Genomic DNA, 20,417 nt, shown 5'->3' with positions numbered 1-20,417 from the left:
GCGGCCGTGACCTTCCTCGATGACGTCCGGGCTGCCGCGCGCCTGCTCGACGGCGTGGCGACCCGCACCCCGGTCGAGTCCTCCCGGGCCCTGTCCCAGATCGCCGGCACGGACGTGCTGCTCAAGTGCGAGAACCTGCAGCGCGCCGGCTCCTTCAAGGTGCGCGGCGCGTACGTGCGGATGGCCCGCCTGTCCGCGGAGGAGAAGGCCCGCGGCGTGGTCGCGGCCAGCGCCGGCAACCACGCCCAGGGCGTCGCGCTCGCCTCCCGGCTGCTCGGCATCGACGCGGTGGTCTACATGCCGCTGGACGCCGCGCTGCCGAAGATCGCCGCCACCCGCGAGTACGGCGCCGAGGTGCGGCTGCACGGTCGCAGCGTGGACGAGGCCCTGGTCGCCGCCCGCGCCGAGGCCGAGCGCACCGGCGCGGTGCTGATCCACCCCTTCGACCACACCGACATCGTCGCGGGCCAGGGGACGATCGCGCTGGAGATCCTCGAGCAGGTGCCGGACGTGGCGACGATCGTGGTGCCGGTGGGCGGCGGCGGGCTCGCGGCGGGCATCCAGGCCGTGGTCGCGGAGCTGCGCCCGGACGTGCGGGTGATCGGCGTGCAGGCCTCCCGCGCCGCCGCCTACCCCGCGTCGCTGATCGCCGGGCACCCGGTGACCGCCCCCGAGCTGCACACCATGGCCGACGGGATCGCGGTCGGCACCCCGGGGCAGGTGCCCTTCGACCTGCTGCGGGACAACGGCTGCGAGGTGCGCACCGTCACCGAGGAGGACCTGTCCCGGGCGCTGCTGCTGGTCGCCGAGCGCGCCAAGCTGCTGGTGGAGCCGGCCGGCGCCGCCGGGGTCGCCGCGGTGATGGCCGCCCCGGGCGAGCTCACCGGGCCGGTGGTCGTGGTGCTCTCCGGCGGCAACATCGACCCGCTGGTGCTGCTGCGCGTGGTCCGGCACGGCCTGGCGTCCTCCGGCCGCTACCTCCAGCTCCGGGTCCGGCTGACCGACTCTCCCGGGGCGCTGGCCGCGCTGCTGCGCGAGCTGGCCGACGCGGGCGGCAACGTCATGCACGTCTCGCACGTACGCACCGGGATCGACCTGGAGATCGACGAGGTCGAGATCGAGGTGCAGGTCGAGACCAAGGGCCCCGAGCACTGCGACCGGCTGCTCCAGCGGCTGCGCGACGACGGCTTCCGGCTCGCCGAGCACTGAGCCCCGGCGATCCCCCCGGGCACGACGCAGGGCCCGCCACCCCGAGGGGGAGACGGGCCCTGCGTGCGTGCGCGGTGGTGCGGCGGTCAGCCCTCGAAGGGCTTGGCGGCCGTGATCTGCACCGGGATCTCCTTGCCGTTCGGCGCCGTGTACGACGTCGAGTCGCCGACGGCGTGCCCGTTGATCGAGGCGCCGAGCGGGGACGTGGGGGAGAAGACCTCGATGTCGGCCGAGCCGGCGATCTCGCGCGAGCCCAGCAGGAACGTCATCTCGTCGCCCGCGACGACCGCGGTCACCACCATGCCCGGCTCGACCACGCCGTCGTCCGGCGGGGTGCCGATCTGCACGTTGGCAAGCTTCGCCTTCAGCTCGCGGATGCGCGCCTCCTGCTTGGCCTGCTCCTCGCGCGCGGCGTGGTAGCCGCCGTTCTCCTTGAGGTCGCCCTCGTCACGGGCGGCGGCGATGCGCTCCGTGACCTCGGCACGACCCTCGGTCTCGAGGTGCGTGAGCTCGGCCTTCAGCCGGTCGTAGGCCTCCTGGGTCAGCCAGGTGGCAGCCTGCGTCGTGTCGGTCACGTCCACTCCTTCCCTGCGTCTCGCACACCCGGCGGGCGTGCGCAGAACTCCTCCGCCTCTCGGACGTGCGCGCCCGCGGAGGTGTGCATGAACGGGTTCTCGCCGTTCCCCTCGCGGTCGCGTCGACCGGCGGTCACGTCGGACCGGGGCGGCGTATGAATCGGCAATCATAGCAACGCCGGTGCCCACGGGGTGCGGGAACACGCCTCTGCGGGCGGTGGGCGTCAGGCCGGGTCGCAGGAGTGGACCACCGCGGTCACCGCCTCCTCGGCGGTGGGGATCGTGGTGGTCACACGCTGGGTCCGGGTGCCGGCGGGCCCGATCGTCACGGTCTGCACCCCGACCTCCGCGTGCCGGGCGGACAGCGCCTGCACCCGGCAGACGGCCGTGGCGTCCTCGTCCTTGGTGACGTCGAAGGTCAGCTCGACGGCGGTGGCCCCGTCCACCCGGTAGCCGACCTCGTCCCAGCGCACCGGTGTGCTCGCGGCGCCGAGGCCGAGCCACACCACCACGCCCACGCCGGCGGCGGCGAGCACGCCCAGACCGACCCGGGCGGCACGACGGCGGGCGGGCGAGGGCCGACGGCCGTAGCGGTCGGCGGGCGGTGCGCCCGGCGCCGGGGACGGGGTCGTGGGGGCGTCGGGCCGGGCGGGCGCGGCGTCGTCGGTCACGGGTCCTCCGTCGTTCGGTGCGGGCCGGCCGGCGGGTGCGCGCGGACCGCCGGGCGGACCTGCGTGCACGCCGGTGTCGGCGGCGTGAGCGATCATTGTCTCGCGTCGGGTGCCCCGGCGCCGACGACGCGACGAGCGAAAGGGGAGTCGTGGCCGAGCAGCTGCGCCTCATGGCCGTGCACGCCCACCCGGACGACGAGTCCAGCAAGGGGGCCGCGACCACCGCGCGCTACGCCGCCGAGGGCGTGGACGTGCTGATCGTCTCCTGCACCGGTGGGGAGCGCGGCGACGTCCTCAACCCGCACCACCCGCCGGTCGAGGGCGGCATCGAGGAGATGCGTGCCGTGCGCCGCGTCGAGATGGCCGCCGCCGCGCAGGCGCTCGGCGTCCGGCAGCACTGGCTCGGCTTCGTCGACTCGGGGCTGCCGGAGGGCGACCCGCTGCCGCCGCTGCCCGAGGGCGCGTTCGGCCTGGTCCCGCTGGAGGAGGCGTCCGCTCCGCTGGTCGCGCTGGTGCGCGAGTTCCGGCCGCACGTGATCACCACCTACGACCCCACCGGTGGCTACCCGCACCCCGACCACGTGATGTGCCACCGGGTCGCCGCCGAGGCCTTCGCCGCCGCCGGCGACCCCGAGCGCTACCGCGACGCCGGCGAGCCGTGGACCCCGCTCAAGCTGTACTACAACCACGGCTTCTCGATGGCCCGGATCCGCGCCGCCCACGAGGCGCTGGTCGCGCGGGGGATCGAGTCGCCGTTCGGCGAGTGGGTGGAGTCCCGCGCCGCACGCGAGATCCCCGAGCGCGAGGTCACCACGACGATCGAGGTCGCCGACTGGTTCGACCAGCGCGACGCCGCCCTGCGCGCCCACGCCACGCAGATCGACCCCGAGGGGTTCTTCTTCGCGATCCCGCGCGAGCTGGAGCGGGAGATCTGGACCACCGAGGAGTACGAGCTCGCCGAGTCCCGGGTGCCGACCACGCTGCCGGAGACCGACCTGTTCGCCGGGGTCCGCGAGGCCCTCGGATGAGCGCCGTGGCCGCGCTGGCTGTCGCGCACGGCACGCTGCTCCAGGTGCCCGGGGTGCTCGCGGGGGCCGCTGAGCCCTCGCCGTCCCCGTCGCCGAGCGTGCTGGAGATCCCGGCGGAGGACCAGACCTCGCCCGGCTTCCTCGGCTTCATCGTGACCTTCGCGGTGGCGGTGGTGGTGATCCTGCTGGCGTTCTCGCTGGTGCGGCACCTGCGGGTGGCCGAGCACAACGCCCGCCGGCTCGAGGCGGAGCAGGACGGTGCCGGGGATGCGAGTGCCGGGTCCGCGGAGGTCGCGGTCGACGGTACGGCCGCGCCGATCGTCCACCCGACGCCGACCGGCGATCCCGCCGCCGCCCTGGCCGCCGCCGAGTCCGGCTCGCCCGCCGCGGAGGAGCCCGGCGTGCTGGCCCCCGACGACGAGGGCGTGCTGCCCGCCGCCGAGACCACCCCCGACGACCCCGCCACCGAGCGCCCGGCGGACGGCGAGCGGTGAGCCCCGCCCGGCCGCAGCCCCCGGAGCGCCCTGCCGTCCGGGTGACCGTCGCCCAGCTGCGGGTGAGCGACGACCACGACGCGAACCGCGAGGTGGTGCGGCGGGCGATCGACACCGCCGCCACCGCGCACGCCGACGTGCTGGTGCTGCCCGAGTACGCCTCCGGCTTCGACCCGCGCGGCACCGGCCCCCGGCACGCGGAGCCGCTGGACGGCCCGTTCGTCTCGCTGCTGCGCGAGGAGGCCGCCCGCACCGGGACCGCCGTCGTGGCCGGGACGACGCTGCCAGGGTCCGACCCCGAGCACGCCGTCAACGCGGTGGTCGTGGTCGACGGCGCGGGCACGCTGGCAGGGACGTACCGCAAGGTGCACCTGTACGACGCCTTCGGCCACCGCGAGTCCGACCGGCTGGAGCCCGGGCCCGCGGACGCCGAGCCGGTGGTGGTGGACGTGGCCGGTCTGCGGCTCGGCGTGCTGACCTGCTACGACCTGCGCTTCCCGGAGTCGGCGCGCCGACTGGTGGACGCCGGCGCGCAGGTGCTCGTGGTGCCGGCGGCGTGGGCGGCGGGCCCGCTCAAGGCGATGCACTGGCGCACGCTGGCCACCGCACGGGCGATCGAGAACACCGCAGTGGTGGTGGCCGTCGGTCAGGCGGGCCCGGGAGTGACCGGGCGCTCGCTGGTCGTCGGACCGGACGGCACGGTCGGCCTGGAGCTCGGCGAGGAGCCGGAGATCCGCACCGTCGACCTCGACCCCGCCCTGCTCGCCGAGGTCCGCGAGCACAACCCCTCCCTGACGCACCGCCGCTACCGAGTCATCCCCGCCTGACCCCCCAGCGCACCCCCACACCCCCGACGAGGTCGGTGGTTCTGCACCAGGTCGGTGGTTGCGCACCCGATGATCACGCCCGAACCACCGACCTCGTGCTGAGGGGCCGGGAACGGGACCCGGGGCGCGCGGCCCCGGCGGCTCAGCGCTGCTCGCGGTGGCGCAGGTGCAGCACCCGCTCGAGCAGCGAGAGGAGGGAGCGGGCTGGGTCAGAGGATGGCCATGGCGGCGGCGATGTAGTGGCAGGTGTAGCCGACCACGGTCAGCGAGTGGAAGATCTCGTGGAAGCCGAACCAGCGAGGGCTCGGGTTGGGCTTCTTGATCCCGTAGACCACCGCGCCGAGGGTGTAGGCGAGCCCGCCGGAGATCACCAGCCACACCACCGCCGGACCGCCGTTCTCCGCGCGCCAGAACGTCGGCAGGAACCACACGGCCACCCAGCCGAGGGCGACGTAGATCGGCACGTAGAGCCAGCGCGGCGCGGACAGCCAGAACACCCGCGCGAGCAGCCCGGCCAGCGCCCCGACCCACACGATGATCAGCAGCGTGCGCGCGGTGGGAGGGTCGAGCAGGGCGACCGCGAGCGGGGTGTACGTGCCGGCGATCACCAGGAAGATGTTGGTGTGGTCCAGCCGGCGCAGCACACCGGTGACCTTCGGCGACCAGTTGCCCCGGTGGTAGACCGCGCTGGTGCCGAAGAGCATCATCGCGGAGGCGCCGAACACGGCGGCGGCGACGGTGGTGGCGGTGGTCGGCGCGAGCACGACCAGCACGATCGACGCGGCGGTCACCAGCGGGAACATGCCGGCGTGGATCCAGCCGCGCAGGCGGGGCTTCACGGCGGCGGCGACCTGCTCGGCGGCCTGCTCGACGCTCGGGGCGACCTTCACGGCGGTGCCTGCCTCTCGGGGTGCTGCGGTGGGACGGGCCGAGCGTAACCTACGAGACCGTAGGTTACGCAGGCGTAGGTGGAGAGGCGCGCGTACCTGCACGAATCCTCCTCGTCCACGGTACGCGCGCGCCCGGATGCGCGGGGAGCGGGCCGGTAGCGTGAGCACCCGAAGCACTCGTCCGAACGGAGCCGCCCCGGTGCGCCTGCCCCACCCGCTCTACGGGTTGTACGAACGGCGGCTCGCCGCCTCCCTGCCGCGCGACCGCGTCCCCCGGCACATCGGCGTGATCCTCGACGGCAACCGCCGGTGGGCCCGTCAGGCGGGGGAGTCCACCGCCCAAGGCCACCAGCGCGGCGCGGACCACATCGCGAACCTGCTGGCGTGGAGCGAGGAGGTCGGCGTCGAGGTCGTCACCCTCTGGATGCTCTCCACCGACAACCTCACCCGCTCCGCCGACGAGCTGGGCCCGCTGCTGGAGATCATCGAGGACGCCGTGCGCGACCTCGCCGCCACCCGGCGCTGGCGGCTCCAGGCCGTGGGCTCGCTGGACCTGCTGCCGGAGGGCACCGCGCAGGCGCTGCGCGACGCCGAGCGCGCCACCGCCGAGGTCCAGGGCCTGCACGTGAACGTGGCGATCGGTTACGGCGGGCGCAAGGAGATCGCCGACGCGGTGCGCTCCTACCTGCGCGAGCGCGCCGAGGACGGCACCAGCCTGGACGAGATCGCCGAGACCTTCGACGTCGAGCACATCGCCGACCACCTCTACACCAAGGGTCAGCCCGATCCCGACCTGGTGATCCGGACCTCCGGCGAGCAGCGGATCGGCGGGTTCCTGCTCTGGCAGAGCGTGCACAGCGAGTACTACTTCTGCGAGGCGTACTGGCCGGACTTCCGGCGGGTGGACTTCCTGCGCGCCATGCGTGACTACGCCGCGCGCGAGCGCCGGCACGGCCGCTAGGCGCTGCCGCAGGTCAGGCGGACGACACCCCGCGGCCACCCGGTGGCGGCCGTCCGCCCGGAGCGCCGACGCCGCGGGTGCCCCGGGTGAACAGTGTGTGACGCAGGACACGACACGCCGCGCGCGTGCGTGGACAGCCCCCGGGCCGGACGTACCTTCCTGCGCAACGGACGACATCCGTCGTCCTCGGGAGGCCAGCCCATGGAGCATCCGCTCCGGGGGGAGGGTCGGACCCGACCCTCGTGGGTCGGCCACCCTCGTCCCGTCGCCACGTGCCGCACGTGCCCGTCCCTCGTGGGGCGGCCACCAGGCACGAGGTGCCCGACTCGGCGCTAGACGCAGCGCCGGAGGGAGCCTGCCGTGGTCAGCAAGCAGCTGGGATCCGCCTCGCACGAGCCGTCCGACCGGACGGAGCAGGGCCGCCGCACGCACGTCCTGGACACCTCCGTCCTCCTGTCCGACCCGCGGGCGGTCTACCGCTTCGCCGAGCACGACGTGGTCCTGCCGGTGGTCGTGATCACCGAGCTCGAGGGCAAGCGTCACCACGCCGAGCTCGGCTACTTCGCCCGGGCCGCTCTGCGCATGCTGGACGACCTGCGCATCCGGCACGGCCGCCTCGACGCCCCGCTGCCGATCGGCGACCAGGGCGGCACCCTGCGGGTCGAGCTCAACCACACCGACCCGACCGTGCTGCCCGCCGGGTTCCGGCTCGGCGACAACGACACCCGCATCCTGTCCGTGGCCGCGAACCTGGCCGCCGAGGGCCACGACGTCACCGTGGTCTCCAAGGACCTGCCGATGCGGATCAAGGCCTCGGCGATCGGTCTGCGCGCGGAGGAGTACCGGCACGAGCTCGCCGTCGACTCCGGGTGGACCGGCATGGACGAGCTCGACCTGGCCGAGCAGCAGATGGCCGACCTGTGGGAGCACGAGTCGGTCGCCCTGGCCGATGTCGAGGCGGCCCCCGACCTGCCGGTGCACACCGGCCTGGTGCTGCACAGCCCGCGCGGCTCGGCCCTGGGCCGGGTCACCGCCGACAAGCACGTGCAGCTGGTCCGGGGCGACCAGGACGTCTTCGGGCTGCACGGGCGCAGCGCGGAGCAGCGGGTGGCGATCGACCTGCTGCTCGACCAGGAGATCGGCATCGTGTCCCTCGGCGGGCGCGCCGGGACCGGCAAGTCGGCGCTGGCGCTCTGCGCGGGGCTGGAGGCGGTGCTGGAGCGTCGGCAGCACCGCAAGGTGATGGTGTTCCGCCCGCTGTACGCCGTCGGCGGCCAGGAGCTCGGCTACCTGCCGGGCAGCGAGGCCGAGAAGATGAACCCCTGGGCGCAGGCGGTGTTCGACACCCTGGGCGCGCTGGTCAGTCGCGAGGTGGTCGAGGAGATCATGGACCGCGACATCCTCGAGGTTCTGCCGCTGACCCACATCCGCGGACGCTCCCTGCACGACGCCTTCGTGATCGTCGACGAGGCGCAGTCGCTGGAGCGCAACGTGCTGCTGACGGTGCTGTCCCGGATCGGGCAGTCCTCACGGGTGGTGCTCACGCACGACGTCGCGCAGCGGGACAACCTGCGGGTGGGTCGGCACGACGGCGTGGCCGCGGTGATCGAGGCGCTCAAGGGCCACCCGCTGTTCGCCCACGTCACCCTGACCCGCTCCGAGCGCTCGCCCGTCGCGGCGCTGGTGACCGAGATGCTGGAGGGCATCGAGCCCTGAGGCGAGCCACGGGCATTGAGCCCTGAGGCTCGAGCCCGCGCGTCAGCGGCCGGCGACCGTCCCCGTGACGGCGCCGGCCGTCGCCGTCCGCGCGGGTCCCGCGGTCCCGCTCGCCGACGCGTGCGTCCCGTCCGGCCGGGCCGCCGCCACCGCGACCAGCACCCCGACCAGCGCGCCCACGGCGGTGTCCACGGCCCGGTCCAGCACCAGCGGCGTCGGGTCGGGGCTGCCGCCCAGCGAGGTCATCAGCAGCGCCATCGGTGTGATCGTCAGCATCGCCAGCCCGTAGTGCCGGGCCACCACCAGCTCGGTCAGCACCTGGAGCGCCACCACGACGGTGGCGGTGGCGACGAAGCCGAGCCCGGCGCCGAGCAGCGGCCACGCCACCGCGACGCCGCAGGCGGTCCCGGCGGCACGCTGGAGCGCCCGCACCCCCATGTGGTGCACGTGCGCGCCCTGGAGCGCGGCGGTCGCCCCCATCACCGCCCACGCGGGGTGCCCGCGGCCGACCAGCGTGGCGACCGAGGCGGCGAGCGCCCCGGCCACGGCGACCATGGTGGCGCTCGCCAGCACGGAGGGCAGCGGGGGAGCGGCGCGCAGGGCGTCGCGCACGCCGCGCGGGTCGGGCCGTCGTGCCGGACGGGCAGCGGCCTCGGTCGTGGCGAGGCGGTCCGTCGCGTCGTGCCCCGGTTCGCCGGCGACGGGGTCGGCGGGGTGCCCGCCGCGGAGCCGCGCGAGCACCGGTCCCGCGCAGCACACCGCCACCGCGACCAGCGCGCCCACCACGGTCGCCGCCGCGCGCATCCCGATCTCGGCCCCCGTGCCGACCCCGGCCGGCATCGCCCCGACCGCCCCGGCCCCGGCCGCGAACACCAGGATCGTGCCGCCGGGCGGCCCGGTGCGCAGCAGCGCGGTCGCGGCGGTGGCGACCCCGGCGAGCAGGGCGAGCGCCGCCACCTCGGCGGCGACCGGCGCGCCGAGCAGCACCACCGCGGAGGTCACCGTCACCGCCGCGGTCAGCGAGGCCCCGGCGAGCCCCATCAGCGTCGCCCGCCAGCGCAGCCCCGCGTCGCGAGCGTAGAGCGAGGCCAGCGCGCCGAGCGCGGCGTACCCGGCGAGGTCCCGGTGCCCCGCGGCGGCGACGACGGCGAGCGCCAGCGCGACCGACGCCCCGCAGCGCAGCGCCCCGCCGAGGGTGCCGCTGACTCGGTTCACGCGCAGGGCGGCGCGCAGCTGGGCGGGGCGGGCGAGGTCGAGCAGCAGGCGCAGCCGGTGCACACGACACCTTTCGTTTCACGAGTGTTTTACGCGTGAAGGATACAGTGCGCGCACTAGGGTGGCCGTGTGGACCACGTCGACCGGCTGCGCGCCCAGTGGGCCGAGGTGGCCCCCGACCTGGACGTCGAGCCGATCGAGATCATCGGGCGGATCACTCGGATCGCCGCGCTGGTGGGCGCCGAGGCCGACGCCGCCCTCGCCGAGGCCGGGCTGACCCGGGGCGAGTTCGACCTGCTGTGCGCGCTGCGCCGCGCCGACCGCCCGCTGCGGGCCAGCGAGGTCTCCACGATCACCACGGCCTCCGGCGCCGCGATCACCAAGCGCTCCGACACCCTCGACCGCGCAGGACTGGTGCGGCGCACGGTGCCGCACCGCGACCGGCGCGGCGTGCTGCTCGCGCTGACCGACGCCGGGCGTGCCACCGTGGACCGGCTGATGCCGGAGCACCTCGCCCGCGAGTCCCGGGCGCTGGACGGGCTGGGCGCCGGCGACCGGGAGACGCTGGCCGGGCTGCTGTCCCGGGTGCTCGGCCACCTGGACGACGAGCGGGGCTGATCGTCCGACGAACCGGGTGAAACGGGCACCGCGCCCTCACCGGACCACGGTCCCGCCGATGGTGAGGGCGTCATCGTCGGCGCCAGGGGGCGACGTCGCCACACCCGCTCCGAGGAGTCCTGCGTGCCCCTGACCCGCCTGCGCACCAGTTTGCGTGCCCAGCTCGTCGCCACCGGAGCCGGTGCCGTCGCCGTCACCGCCGCCCTGCTCACCGCCGTCGGCGGCTGGCAGGTGGCCGGCCTGGCCTCCGACGCGGGGTCCGACGTCGACCGGCTGACCCGTGACTCCATGGAGCAGACCACCCAGCAGGCGATCACCCTGGTCACCACCCAGGTCGCCACGGTGACGGAGCGGATGGCCGGCGACCTGCGCGTCGCCGAGCAGACCTTCGCGCAGTCCGGCGCGATCACCTTCGACGGCACCGAGCACTGGTCGGTCACCGACCAGAACGGCACCACCAGCGAGATCGACCTGCCGCGGATGCAGATCGGCGGCACCTGGCTCGGGCACACCACCGACCCGGGCACGCCCGTCCCGGTGGTCGACGACATCAGCAGCCTGCTCGGCGCCTCCGTCACCGTGTTCCAGCGGGTGAACGAAGCCGGCGACATGCTCCGCGTCGCCACCAGCGTGCAGACCGCCGAGGGGCAGCGTGCGATCGGCACCGCCGTCGCCGCCACCGCTGCCGACGGCACCCCGAACGCGGTGGTCGCCGCCCTGCTCGCGCAGCAGCCGTACCACGGCACCGCGCAGGTGGTCGGGCAGCCCTACGTCACCGCCTACGCCCCGCTGGTCATCGACGGGCAGGTGGTCGGCGCGCTGTTCGTCGGCGTGCCGCAGACCGATGCGGACGCGCCGCTGCGCGAGGCGCTCGCGGACGTGACCGTCGGCGAGCACGGCTACCTCACTGTCGCCGACGCGGACGGCCGCTGGGTGGTGCCGCCGCCGGGCGTCGAGGCGGGCGACTCCGCCGGGTCGGTGGACGCCGAGGGCACCGCCTACGCGCCCGTGCTGGTCGACGCCGCCGCCGACGCCGCCGAGGGCGAGACCGTCGCCGAGCGGGTCGACCTGGGCGAGGCGGGCGCCGCCACCGTGCAGATCGGCCGCTACGCGCCCTGGGGCTGGACCGTCGCGGCCTGGGGCTTCGACGCCGACCTGCGTGCGGTCTCCGACGACCTGGAGGCGGGCTCGCGCACGCTGATGATCACCCTGCTCGTGGTCGGCCTGGTGGTCGCCCTGGCCGCCGGCGCGCTGGTGGTGTGGATCTCCGGACGGATCGTGGCGCGCGTCGGCCGGCTGACCCGCGCCCTCGGCCGGGTGGCCGAGCGGGACCTGTCCGTCGAGGTCACCGGCGAGGGGCAGGACGAGATCGGCCGGATGGGCTCCGCGCTGGGCGCCGCGATCGACGCGATGCGCACCGCTCTGGCCAGGATGCAGTCCGGCGCCGAGGCGGTCCGCAGCACCGCGGGGCGGCTGGACGGGTCCTCCGGCACGCTGGAGCGCGCCGCCGGGCAGACCGCGTCCCGCGCCGAGGGGGCCGCCGGCAGCGCCGCGGTGGTGAGCACCGAGGTGCAGACCGTCACCGCCGCCATGACCGAGATGCGCGCCTCGATCGAGTCGGTGGCGCACGACGTCACCAGCGCCTCAGGCGAGGCCAGCCAGGCCGTCGGCGTCACCCGGGAGGCCGCGGCCGCCGCCGACCGGCTCGCCGCGTCCTCGTCGCAGATCGCCGCCGTGCTCGACACCGTGACCGCCATCGCCGGGCAGACCCACCTGCTCGCGCTGAACGCCAGCATCGAGGCCGCCCGCGCGGGTTCCGCCGGCGCCGGCTTCGCGGTGGTGGCCGGCGAGGTGAAGGACCTCGCGCAGCAGACCTCCGCTGCGCTGGGCACCATCGCCCCGGTGCTGGAGGCCGTCACCCAGGACGCCGCCGACGTGCAGGCCTCCGTCGCGCGGATCTCCGACTCCGTCACCACGGTCGACGAGCTGCAGGGTGCCGTCTCCGCGGTGGTCGAGGAGCAGGCCGCCACCACCTCCGAGATCGAGCGGAACCTCACGGTGGCCGCGGCGTCCTCGGCGGACATCGCGGGCAGCGCCTCCGACGTCGCGCAGGCCGCCGGTCAGGCCTTCGACGGCGCCGCCGAGGTGCGGCAGGCCGTGGTCGACCTCGGCGACGTGGCCGCCGAGCTGGCCCGGGGCGCGGAGGAGTTCACGCTCAGCGCCCGCTGACCGGGCGTCAGACCGCCGGGCGGGTCATCCGCAGCAGGTCCAGCGCGGCGTCCAGCTGCTGCTCGGTGATCTCGCCGCGCGCGACGTAGCCGAGGTCGACCACGGCCTCGCGCACGGTGATCTGGTGCGCGACCGCGTGCTTGGCGATCTTCGCGGCGGCCTCGTAGCCGATCACCCGGTTCAACGGGGTGACGATCGACGGCGAGGACCCGGCGTCGGCGCGCCCGCGCTCCACGTCGACCTCGATGCCGTCGATCGTCCGGTCGGCCAGCACCCGGCACGCAGCGGTCAGCAGGCGCTCGGACTCCAGCACCGCCTGGCCCATCACCGGGATCTGCACGTTGAGCTCGAAGGACCCGCTGGCCCCCGACCACGCCACCGTGGCGTCGTTGCCGACCACCCGCGCGGCGACCATGAGCACCGCCTCCGGGATCACCGGGTTGACCTTGCCGGGCATGATCGACGACCCGGGCTGGAGGTCGGGGATCCGGATCTCGCCCAGGCCGGTGTTCGGGCCGGAGCCCATCCAGCGCAGGTCGTTGCAGATCTTGGTGAGGCTGACCGCGATCGTGCGCAGCGCCCCGGACAGCTCGACCAGCCCGTCCCGCGCGCCCTGCGCCTCGAAGTGGTCGCGGGCCTCGGTCAGCGGCAGCCCGGTCTCGGCGGCGAGCAGGGCGATCACCCGCTGCGGGAAGCCCGCCGGGGTGTTGATCCCGGTGCCGACCGCCGTGCCGCCGAGCGGGACCTCCGCGACCCGGGGCAGCGCCGCCTCCAGCCGCTCGATCCCGCGCCGCACCGCCGCCGCGTAGCCGCCGAACTCCTGCCCGAAGGTCACCGGCGTGGCGTCCATCAGGTGCGTGCGCCCGGCCTTCACGTCGTCCGTGTGCCGCGCGGCCAGCCGCTCCAGGCTGCTCGCCAGGTGGTCCAGCGCGGGGACGACGTCCTGCACCAGCCCGGCCGTCGCGGCCACGTGCACCGAGGTCGGGAAGACGTCGTTCGAGGACTGCGAGGCGTTGACGTGGTCGTTCGGGTGCACGTCCCGGCCGAGCGCCCGGGTGGCGAGCGTCGCCAGCACCTCGTTCATGTTCATGTTCGAGGAGGTGCCCGATCCGGTCTGGTAGACGTCCACCGGGAAGTGCGCGTCGTGCCGGCCGTCCGCCACCTCGTCCGCCGCGTCGGCGATCGCACCGGCCACGTCGGCGTCCAGGATGCCCAGCTCGGCGTTCGCCAGCGCCGCGGCCTTCTTGACCCGGGCGAGCGCGGCGATGTGCGCGCGCTCGAGCCCGGTGCCGCTGATCGGGAAGTTCTCCACGGCGCGCTGCGTCTGCGCGCGGTACAGGGCGTCGACCGGGACGCGCACCTCGCCCATCGTGTCGTGCTCGGTGCGGTACTGGACGGCGTCGTCGGCGTGCAGGCTCATGGCTGGTCATCCTGCCATCGCGCCCGCACGCGTGCCCTGCGTGCGGCGCGCCTCGCACCGAGAGTGCACGAACGCACCCTTCGCGGCGGCTGAAGCCTGCTTTCGTGCAACCTCGACGCGGCCTCGCGCGCCTCAGACCACGGCGACGGGCTGCTCGCCGACCTCGCCGACGGCGGTGGTGAGGTTGACCCGGCCGTCGGCCAGGTCGTACTCGACGCCGACCACCGCGCACCGGCCCTCGTCGATGGCCTCGGCCAGGGTCACCGAGTACGAGCGCAGCATGTCGACGGTGTGCTTGACGTGCTCGTGGCCGAGCCGCGCGGGGTCCACGCTGGCGAGGTCCTGGGTGCCGCCGTCCGGGGCGTGCACCAGCGACACGATGCTCGGGATCACCCGGTCCACCACGGCGCGCACGAAGCCGCGCGGCAGCTCGCCGGTGGTCAGCGCGGCGGTGGCGGCGGCGACGGCCCCGCAGGAGTCGTGGCCGAGCACCACCACGAGCGAGGCGCCGAGCACCTCGACGCCGTACTCGATCGAGCCGATCACCGTCGTGTCGAGCACGTGCCCGGCGGTGCGCACCACGAACACGTCGCCGAGGCCCTGGTCGAAGATGATCTCGGCCGCTACGCGGCTGTCCGAGCAGCCGAACACCACGGCGAACGGGTGCTGCGCGGCGCGGACCTCGTCGCGTCGCTCGAACCCCTGCGAGGGGTGCGCCATCTCGCCGCGGACGAACCGCTCGTTCCCGGTGCGCAGCGTGGTCCAGGCCTCGGCAGGGGTGATCGGGTGCGACATGGCGACATCGTCGCACCGCGGCCCGCCCGGCGCGGGCGGAGACCACCGTATGGGACCAAGGTCCCAGTCGATCCGGACGTCGGCAACGGCCCAGCGGTGGCGACCCGGCGCACCCGGGGGTACTCATGGCGTGAGGGAAATGTGCAGAAGGTCCGGGACGTCCCGTTCGGGTCACGTGCGCCCTGAACCGGTTCCACCGAGCCCGATCTGACGACGTGACGGAGGACGAGTGCGCAGCAGACGACGATCGACGACGATCGCCCGGGGGGTCGCGGCCACGGCCGCGCTGACGCTGCTCGGCGGGCTGGCCGCGTGCTCGCCCACCGACGCCACCCCGGTGCTCACCTGGTACACCAACCCCGACGCCGGCGGGCAGGCCACCCTCGCGCAGCAGTGCACCGAGGAGGCCGACGGCGCCTACCGGATCGAGGTGTCGGTGCTCCCGCGCGAGGCCTCCTCCCAGCGCGAGCAGCTGGCCCGCCGCCTCGCGGCGCAGGACTCCTCGATCGACCTGATGAGCCTGGACCCGCCCTACATCGCCGAGCTGGCGAACGCCGGGTTCCTCGCCCCCGTGCCCGACGAGATCGAGGCCGAGGTCACCCAGGACGTCGCGCAGGGCGCGCTCACCGGTGCCTCCTGGGGCGACGAGCTGGTGACGATCCCGTTCTGGGCCAACACCCAGCTGCTCTGGTACCGGACCTCGGTGGCCGAGGCGGCCGGTCTCGACCTGACGCAGCCGGTGACCTGGGACCAGGTCATCGACGCGGCGAAGAGCCAGGACAAGACCCTCGGCGTGCAGGGCATCAAGGCCGAGGCCTACACGGTGTGGATCAACGCGCTGATCGAGTCCGCCGGCGGCCACATCGTCGAGACGCCGGAGGCCGCCGCCGAGGACGTCGAGCTCGGCCTGGACACCGACGCCGGACGCGAGGCCGCCCGGATCATCGGCGAGATCGGCTCCGAGCGGCTCGGCGGCGCCGGGCTGCCCACCCAGGACGAGAACGCGTCGCTGTCCCAGTTCCAGGGGGACAGCGGCTCGTTCATGGTCAACTGGCCGTTCGTCTGGCCGGCGATGCAGGCCGCCGTCGAGGACGGCACGCTGGACCGGTCGGTGCTGGACGACGTCGGCTGGGCCGTCTACCCGCAGGTGGTCGAGGGCGAGGACGCCGCACCGCCCTACGGTGGCATCAACCTCGGCGTCGGCGCGTTCAGCGAGCACGTGGACGAGGCCTACCAGGCCGCCGCGTGCATCGTCCGGCCCGAGCACCAGGCCGCGTACTTCGTCTCCGACGGCAACCCGCCGGCCAGCACGGTCGCCTACGACGACCCGCAGGTGCAGGAGACCTTCCCGATGGCCGACGTCATCCGCCAGTCGCTGGAGCAGGCCGCTCCGCGACCGCAGACCCCGTACTACAACGAGGTCTCCCAGGGTCTGCAGGAGACCTGGCACCCGCCGGCCTCCGTCGACCCGGACTCGACCCCGAAGGAGTCCACCGACTTCATCACCGCCGTGCTGCGAGGGGAGCGCCTGCTGTGAGCCAGGTCCAGAGCGTGACCCGCAGCGGTACGGGCCGTCGGTCCGCCACCCCGGCGGGCAAGCGTCGCCGGAGCGACCGGGCACGGGCCGAGGCCCGGCTCGGCTGGCTGCTCGCCGGCCCCGCCTTCGTGGTGATGCTCGCCGTCACCGCGTACCCGATCGCGCAGGCGATCTACGAGTCCCTGTTCCGCTACCGCCTGACCGCGCCGGACGACCGGGCGTTCGTCGGGCTCGGCAACTACGCGGTGATCCTCACCGACGGCACGTTCTGGGGATCGCTGCTGGTCACCACCGGGATCATGCTCGTCACGGTGCTGGTCGAGCTCGTGCTCGGATTCGGGCTCGCGCTGATCATGCACCGGGCGATCACCCGGCTGCGCGGGCTGCTGCGCACCGCGATCCTGGTGCCCTACGGGATCATCACCGTCGTCTCCGCCTTCGCCTGGCTGTACGCGTTCAGCATCGACTCCGGCTTCGTCAACACCTGGTTCGACTGGGTGCCGGGCATCGGCCCCGACCTCAACTGGTTCGCGCAGACCGGCACCAGCCTGTTCGTGATCATCGCCTCCGAGGTGTGGAAGACCACGCCGTTCATCTCGCTGCTGCTGCTCGCCGGCCTCGCGCAGGTGCCCGGCGACCTGGAGGAGGCCGCCGCCGTCGACGGCGCCACCTGGTGGCAGCGGCTGCGCCGGGTCGTGATGCCGAACATGAAGGCCGCGATCATGGTCGCGGTGCTGTTCCGGGCGCTGGACGCCTTCCGGATCTTCGACAACGTCTTCGTCATGACCAACGGCGCCAACGGCACCACCGTGCTGTCGCTGCTGGCCTACCGCACCTCGATCGGTCGCCTCGAGATCGGCCTCGGCTCGGCGATCTCGGTGCTGCTGTTCGTCTGCGTGATCATCATCTGCGTCATCGCCATCAAGATCTTCAAGGTCGACCTGGCCGGCGCGAGGGGGGAGCGCTGATGGGCGCCACGACGGCCCTGACCGGCCGGCAGAAGCTCGCCTGGGCCGCGATCACCGTGGCGGTCCTGGTGTACGCGCTGTTCCCGGTGGCCTCGATCCTCGCCACCTCGTTCAAGCTGCCCAGCGACCTGACCTCCGGCAGCTTCCTGCCCAGCACCTGGACCCTCAGCAACTACGAGCAGATCCTCGGGCCGGACGGCTCCGCGCAGGAGCTGTTCCTGTCCTCGCTGCGCAACTCGATCGGCATCTCGCTGATCGCCACCGCCGTCGCCGTGGTGCTGTCCACGCTGGCCGCCTACGCGATCGCCCGGCTGGACTTCCCCGGACGCAAGCTGGTGCTGACCACGGCGCTCGCGGTGTCGATCTTCCCGGTGATCTCGATCGTGACCCCGCTGTTCAACCTCTGGCGCAGCATCGGCCTCTACGACACCTGGCCCGGCCTGGTGATCCCGTACCTGTCGCTCACGCTGCCGATCTCGATCTGGACCCTGACCGCGTTCTTCCGGCAGATCCCCTGGGAGCTGGAGCAGGCGGCGCAGGTCGACGGGGCCACCACCTGGCAGGCGTTCCGCAAGGCGATCGTGCCGCTGGCCGCCCCCGGGGTGTTCACCACCGCCCTGATCGCGTTCTTCATCGCCTGGAACGACTTCGTCTACGGCATCTCGCTGACCTCCACCGAGGTCGCGCGCCCGGTGCCCGCCGCCCTGGCGTTCTTCTCCGGGGCGTCCCAGTTCGAGGACCCGACCGGTGCGATCTCCGCCGCCGCCGTGGTCGTCACGATCCCGGTCGTCGTGCTGGTGCTGCTGTTCCAGCGCCAGATCGTCTCCGGCCTGACCCAGGGCGCCGTGAAGGGCTGACCGCCCGCCGCCCCGCCGCGCACCGCCCGCTCGCCCGACCCAGGAGGACCCCATGGCATCGATCACCCTCACCGACATCGTCAAGGAGTACGGGGACGGGTACCCCGCGGTGAACGGGGTGAGCCTGGACATCGCCGACGGCGAGTTCGTCATCCTGGTCGGCCCGTCCGGCTGCGGGAAGTCCACGCTGCTGCGGATGATCGTCGGCCTGGAGGACATCACCTCCGGCGAGCTGAAGATCGGCGACGAGGTGGTCAACGACAAGGCCCCGCGCGACCGGCACCTCGCGATGGTGTTCCAGAACTACGCCCTCTACCCGCACCTGACGGTGTTCGAGAACATCGCGTTCCCGCTGCGGCTGCGCAAGGGCCAGTTCACCGAGGAGCAGATCCGCGAGCAGGTCGAGTTCGCCGCCGACACCCTCGAGCTGCGCGACCACCTGGACCGCAAGCCGGCGAACCTGTCCGGCGGCCAGCGGCAGCGCGTCGCGATGGGGCGGGCGATCGTGCGCGACGCGCAGGCGTTCCTGTTCGACGAGCCGCTGTCCAACCTGGACGCCAAGCTGCGCGGGCAGATGCGCACCGAGATCGCCCGGATGCAGCGCCGCCTCGGCACCACCACCGTCTACGTCACCCACGACCAGACCGAGGCGATGACCCTCGGCGACCGCGTGGCCGTGCTGCGCAAGGGCGAGCTGCAGCAGGTCGCCAGCCCCCGCGCGCTCTACGAGCAGCCGGTCAACCTGTTCGTCGCCGGGTTCATCGGGTCACCGCCGATGAACTTCGTGCCCGGCGAGGTGCAGGGCGACACCCTGCGGCTGCCCTTCGCCGAGGTGCCGGTGCCGGAGGGGCTGCGCCCGCGGCTGGAGGGGCGCGACCTGGTGATCGTCGGCCTGCGCCCCGAGCACGTCGAGGACGCGAAGGTGCTGGACGACAGCAAGCGCGGCACGGGCGTGGTCTTCGAGGCGGACGTGGACGTGGTCGAGTGGCTCGGCGCCGAGCTCTACGCCTACATCCCCTTCGACACCCACCCGGACGTCGCCGACAAGCTCGCCGAGCTGGATCGCGACCTCGACGGCGAGGGCATGCGCACGCAGGTGGTCGTCGCGCTCGGCTCGGAGAGCCGGGTCCGGGACGGCAGCCACGCCGAGCTGTGGTTCGACCCTGCCCGGCTGCTCGTGTTCGACCCCGAGTCCGGCGAGAACCTCACGCACGACGCCGACGAGGCGGCCCGGATCGACGCCGAGAGCGAGGAGGACCGACGGTCCGCCCTCGAGCGCGCCCAGCGGGAGCACGCCTCCGCCTGACCCCCGCTCACCCGCACCCCACCCGCACCCCACCCGCACCCGCACCCCACCCGCACCCGCACCCGCACCCGACGAGGTCGGTGGTTGCGCACGAGGTCGGTGGTTCTGCGCCTGATGATCACGCAGGAACCACCGACCTCGTGGGGCAGCTACTCGCCCAGCTCGGCGGACGTGGGCGGGTTCGCGCCGGGGCGGGAGACGGTGATCGCCGCGATCCGCACGCAGCGGGCCAGCACGTGCTCCACCGTCGCCGCGTCGATCGCGTGCAGCCGCGCGCGGGCGTCCGCACCGAGCAGCCCGGCGGTCCACAGCCCGTCGATCAGCCCGGACATGAACGAGTCGCCGGCGCCCACGGTGTCCGCCACCGTCACGCGCGGCGCCTGCACGGTCAGCTCCGCGCCGCCCGCAGTCACCGCCAGCGCGCCCTCGCCGCCGAGGGTCACCACGACCAGCGCCGCCCCGCGGGCCACCCAGTCGCGGGCGACCTGCACCGGCGCGACCCCGGGGTTCAGCCAGGCCAGGTCCTCGTCGGAGACCTTCACCACGTCCGACAGCCCGACCAGGTGCTCGACCACCGGTCCGGCCACCGCGGGGGAGCCCATCAGCGCCGGGCGCAGATTGGGGTCGTAGGTGATCGTGGCGACCGCGCGGCGCTCCTCGACCAGCCGGGCCACCGCCGGGCCGCCCGGCTCCAGCACCGCCGCGATCGACCCGGTGTGCACGACCAGCGGGTCGCCCGCGTCCTCGGCGAACGTCGCCGGGATGTCCCAGGTGAGGTCGAAGTCGTAGGTGGCGACGCCCTCGGCGTCCAGGTGGGCGGTGGCGACGGCGGTGCGCTCGGGGGCGCGGTCGCCGGTCAGCACGTGCACGTCGGAGCCGGTCAGGTGCGCGCGGACCAGGTCGCCGTGGGCGTCGTCGCCGAGCCAGGTCAGCAGGTCGACGCGGCGGCCGAGCCGGCCCAGGCCGATCGCGACGTTGGCGGGGCTGCCGCCCGGGTGCTCGGCGGTCTCGCCGTCGGGGCGGCGGACGGCGTCGACCAGCGCCTCGCCGACGACGAGGGCACGGGGCTGGGGCTGGGTGCTCATGGGGACTCCTGGGTCC

Annotated in this window: 19 protein-coding genes; 12 read left to right on the top strand and 7 right to left on the bottom strand. The window is 74.2% G+C overall.

All coding sequences use genetic code 11. The features are described 5' to 3' along the window. Window positions 1–6 precede the first annotated feature (6 nt). Window positions 7–1,209, top strand: coding sequence for a threonine ammonia-lyase (gene ilvA, locus ACZ5HG_RS14825; protein WP_464177636.1), 1,203 nt, complete (start codon window positions 7–9; stop codon window positions 1,207–1,209). An 86-nt stretch (window positions 1,210–1,295) separates the two neighbouring features. On the opposite strand, the gene greA is transcribed toward ilvA, so the two are convergent. Together greA and ACZ5HG_RS14815 are read right to left on the bottom strand one after the other, a co-directional pair. Then, complete coding sequence (gene greA, locus ACZ5HG_RS14820) at window positions 1,296–1,784, bottom strand: transcription elongation factor GreA (RefSeq protein ID WP_464177634.1); 489 nt, start codon at window positions 1,782–1,784, stop codon at window positions 1,296–1,298. A gap of 224 nt (window positions 1,785–2,008) precedes the next feature. Further along, window positions 2,009–2,455, bottom strand: coding sequence for a DUF4307 domain-containing protein (locus ACZ5HG_RS14815; RefSeq protein WP_464177632.1), 447 nt, complete (start codon window positions 2,453–2,455; stop codon window positions 2,009–2,011). Between the two features lie 170 nt (window positions 2,456–2,625). Here ACZ5HG_RS14815 and mca point away from each other — a divergent pair, with 170 nt between their 5' ends. From mca to ACZ5HG_RS14800, 3 genes are read left to right on the top strand one after another with little or no spacing between them, the layout of a single operon-like run. Next, complete coding sequence (gene mca / locus ACZ5HG_RS14810; protein WP_464182177.1) at window positions 2,626–3,483, top strand: mycothiol conjugate amidase Mca; 858 nt, start codon at window positions 2,626–2,628, stop codon at window positions 3,481–3,483. Continuing rightward, window positions 3,480–3,977: a hypothetical protein gene (locus ACZ5HG_RS14805; protein ID WP_464177630.1), complete on the top strand. Its 498-nt coding sequence runs from the start codon at window positions 3,480–3,482 to the stop codon at window positions 3,975–3,977. The genes mca and ACZ5HG_RS14805 overlap by 4 nt, the downstream gene beginning before the upstream one ends. Beyond that, the gene (locus ACZ5HG_RS14800; RefSeq protein WP_464177628.1) at window positions 3,974–4,804 is read left to right on the top strand and encodes a carbon-nitrogen hydrolase family protein; all 831 of its coding nucleotides are present in this window, start codon (window positions 3,974–3,976) and stop codon (window positions 4,802–4,804) included. Before ACZ5HG_RS14805 ends, ACZ5HG_RS14800 begins: the two co-directional genes overlap by 4 nt. Before the next feature lie 209 nt (window positions 4,805–5,013). Here ACZ5HG_RS14800 and trhA read toward each other — a convergent pair whose 3' ends face one another. After that, window positions 5,014–5,694 carry a PAQR family membrane homeostasis protein TrhA gene (gene trhA / locus ACZ5HG_RS14795; RefSeq protein ID WP_464177626.1) on the bottom strand — a complete coding sequence of 227 codons (681 nt, stop codon included), beginning with the start codon at window positions 5,692–5,694 and terminating at the stop codon, window positions 5,014–5,016. Window positions 5,695–5,893: 199 nt separating this feature from the next. Here trhA and ACZ5HG_RS14790 point away from each other — a divergent pair, with 199 nt between their 5' ends. Together ACZ5HG_RS14790 and ACZ5HG_RS14785 are read left to right on the top strand one after the other, a co-directional pair. Continuing rightward, entirely contained in the window at window positions 5,894–6,655 is a 762-nt protein-coding gene (locus ACZ5HG_RS14790; RefSeq protein ID WP_464177624.1) for an isoprenyl transferase, read from the top strand. Between the two features lie 375 nt (window positions 6,656–7,030). After that, complete coding sequence (locus ACZ5HG_RS14785; protein WP_464182175.1) at window positions 7,031–8,371, top strand: PhoH family protein; 1,341 nt, start codon at window positions 7,031–7,033, stop codon at window positions 8,369–8,371. Between the two features lie 42 nt (window positions 8,372–8,413). Here the strand turns inward: ACZ5HG_RS14785 and ACZ5HG_RS14780 are convergent, their stop codons facing one another. Continuing rightward, entirely contained in the window at window positions 8,414–9,649 is a 1,236-nt protein-coding gene (locus tag ACZ5HG_RS14780; RefSeq protein WP_464177622.1) for an FUSC family protein, read from the bottom strand. A gap of 66 nt (window positions 9,650–9,715) precedes the next feature. On the opposite strand from ACZ5HG_RS14780, the gene ACZ5HG_RS14775 reads away from it, so the two are divergent. Together ACZ5HG_RS14775 and ACZ5HG_RS14770 are read left to right on the top strand one after the other, a co-directional pair. Beyond that, window positions 9,716–10,204 (top strand): MarR family winged helix-turn-helix transcriptional regulator, encoded by a 489-nt coding sequence (locus ACZ5HG_RS14775; protein ID WP_464177620.1) that lies wholly within the window; start codon window positions 9,716–9,718, stop codon window positions 10,202–10,204. 123 nt (window positions 10,205–10,327) lie between these two features. After that, entirely contained in the window at window positions 10,328–12,433 is a 2,106-nt protein-coding gene (locus ACZ5HG_RS14770; RefSeq protein ID WP_464177618.1) for a methyl-accepting chemotaxis protein, read from the top strand. Between the two features lie 7 nt (window positions 12,434–12,440). Here ACZ5HG_RS14770 and ACZ5HG_RS14765 read toward each other — a convergent pair whose 3' ends face one another. Beyond that, entirely contained in the window at window positions 12,441–13,853 is a 1,413-nt protein-coding gene (locus ACZ5HG_RS14765; RefSeq protein ID WP_464177616.1) for a class II fumarate hydratase, read from the bottom strand. 132 nt (window positions 13,854–13,985) lie between these two features. After that, window positions 13,986–14,648 carry a carbonic anhydrase gene (locus ACZ5HG_RS14760; RefSeq protein WP_464177614.1) on the bottom strand — a complete coding sequence of 221 codons (663 nt, stop codon included), beginning with the start codon at window positions 14,646–14,648 and terminating at the stop codon, window positions 13,986–13,988. A gap of 229 nt (window positions 14,649–14,877) precedes the next feature. On the opposite strand from ACZ5HG_RS14760, the gene ACZ5HG_RS14755 reads away from it, so the two are divergent. The 4 genes from ACZ5HG_RS14755 to ACZ5HG_RS14740 are packed head-to-tail and all read left to right on the top strand — an operon-like array spanning window position 14,878 to window position 19,316. Beyond that, window positions 14,878–16,185, top strand: coding sequence for a sugar ABC transporter substrate-binding protein (locus ACZ5HG_RS14755; protein ID WP_464177612.1), 1,308 nt, complete (start codon window positions 14,878–14,880; stop codon window positions 16,183–16,185). 14 nt (window positions 16,186–16,199) lie between these two features. Beyond that, window positions 16,200–17,153, top strand: a complete 954-nt coding sequence (locus ACZ5HG_RS14750) for a carbohydrate ABC transporter permease (protein WP_464182174.1) — start codon at window positions 16,200–16,202, stop codon at window positions 17,151–17,153. Beyond that, window positions 17,153–18,010 carry a carbohydrate ABC transporter permease gene (locus ACZ5HG_RS14745; RefSeq protein ID WP_464177610.1) on the top strand — a complete coding sequence of 286 codons (858 nt, stop codon included), beginning with the start codon at window positions 17,153–17,155 and terminating at the stop codon, window positions 18,008–18,010. The genes ACZ5HG_RS14750 and ACZ5HG_RS14745 overlap by 1 nt, the downstream gene beginning before the upstream one ends. A gap of 52 nt (window positions 18,011–18,062) precedes the next feature. After that, window positions 18,063–19,316 carry an ABC transporter ATP-binding protein gene (locus ACZ5HG_RS14740; protein WP_464177608.1) on the top strand — a complete coding sequence of 418 codons (1,254 nt, stop codon included), beginning with the start codon at window positions 18,063–18,065 and terminating at the stop codon, window positions 19,314–19,316. A gap of 149 nt (window positions 19,317–19,465) precedes the next feature. Here ACZ5HG_RS14740 and ACZ5HG_RS14735 read toward each other — a convergent pair whose 3' ends face one another. Continuing rightward, window positions 19,466–20,401 (bottom strand): carbohydrate kinase family protein, encoded by a 936-nt coding sequence (locus ACZ5HG_RS14735; RefSeq protein ID WP_464177606.1) that lies wholly within the window; start codon window positions 20,399–20,401, stop codon window positions 19,466–19,468. Window positions 20,402–20,417: the final 16 nt, after the last annotated feature.

The organism is Cellulomonas sp. GTC20042 (genome assembly GCF_055389595.1).
This window is presented reverse-complemented; position numbering and strand designations above follow the sequence as displayed.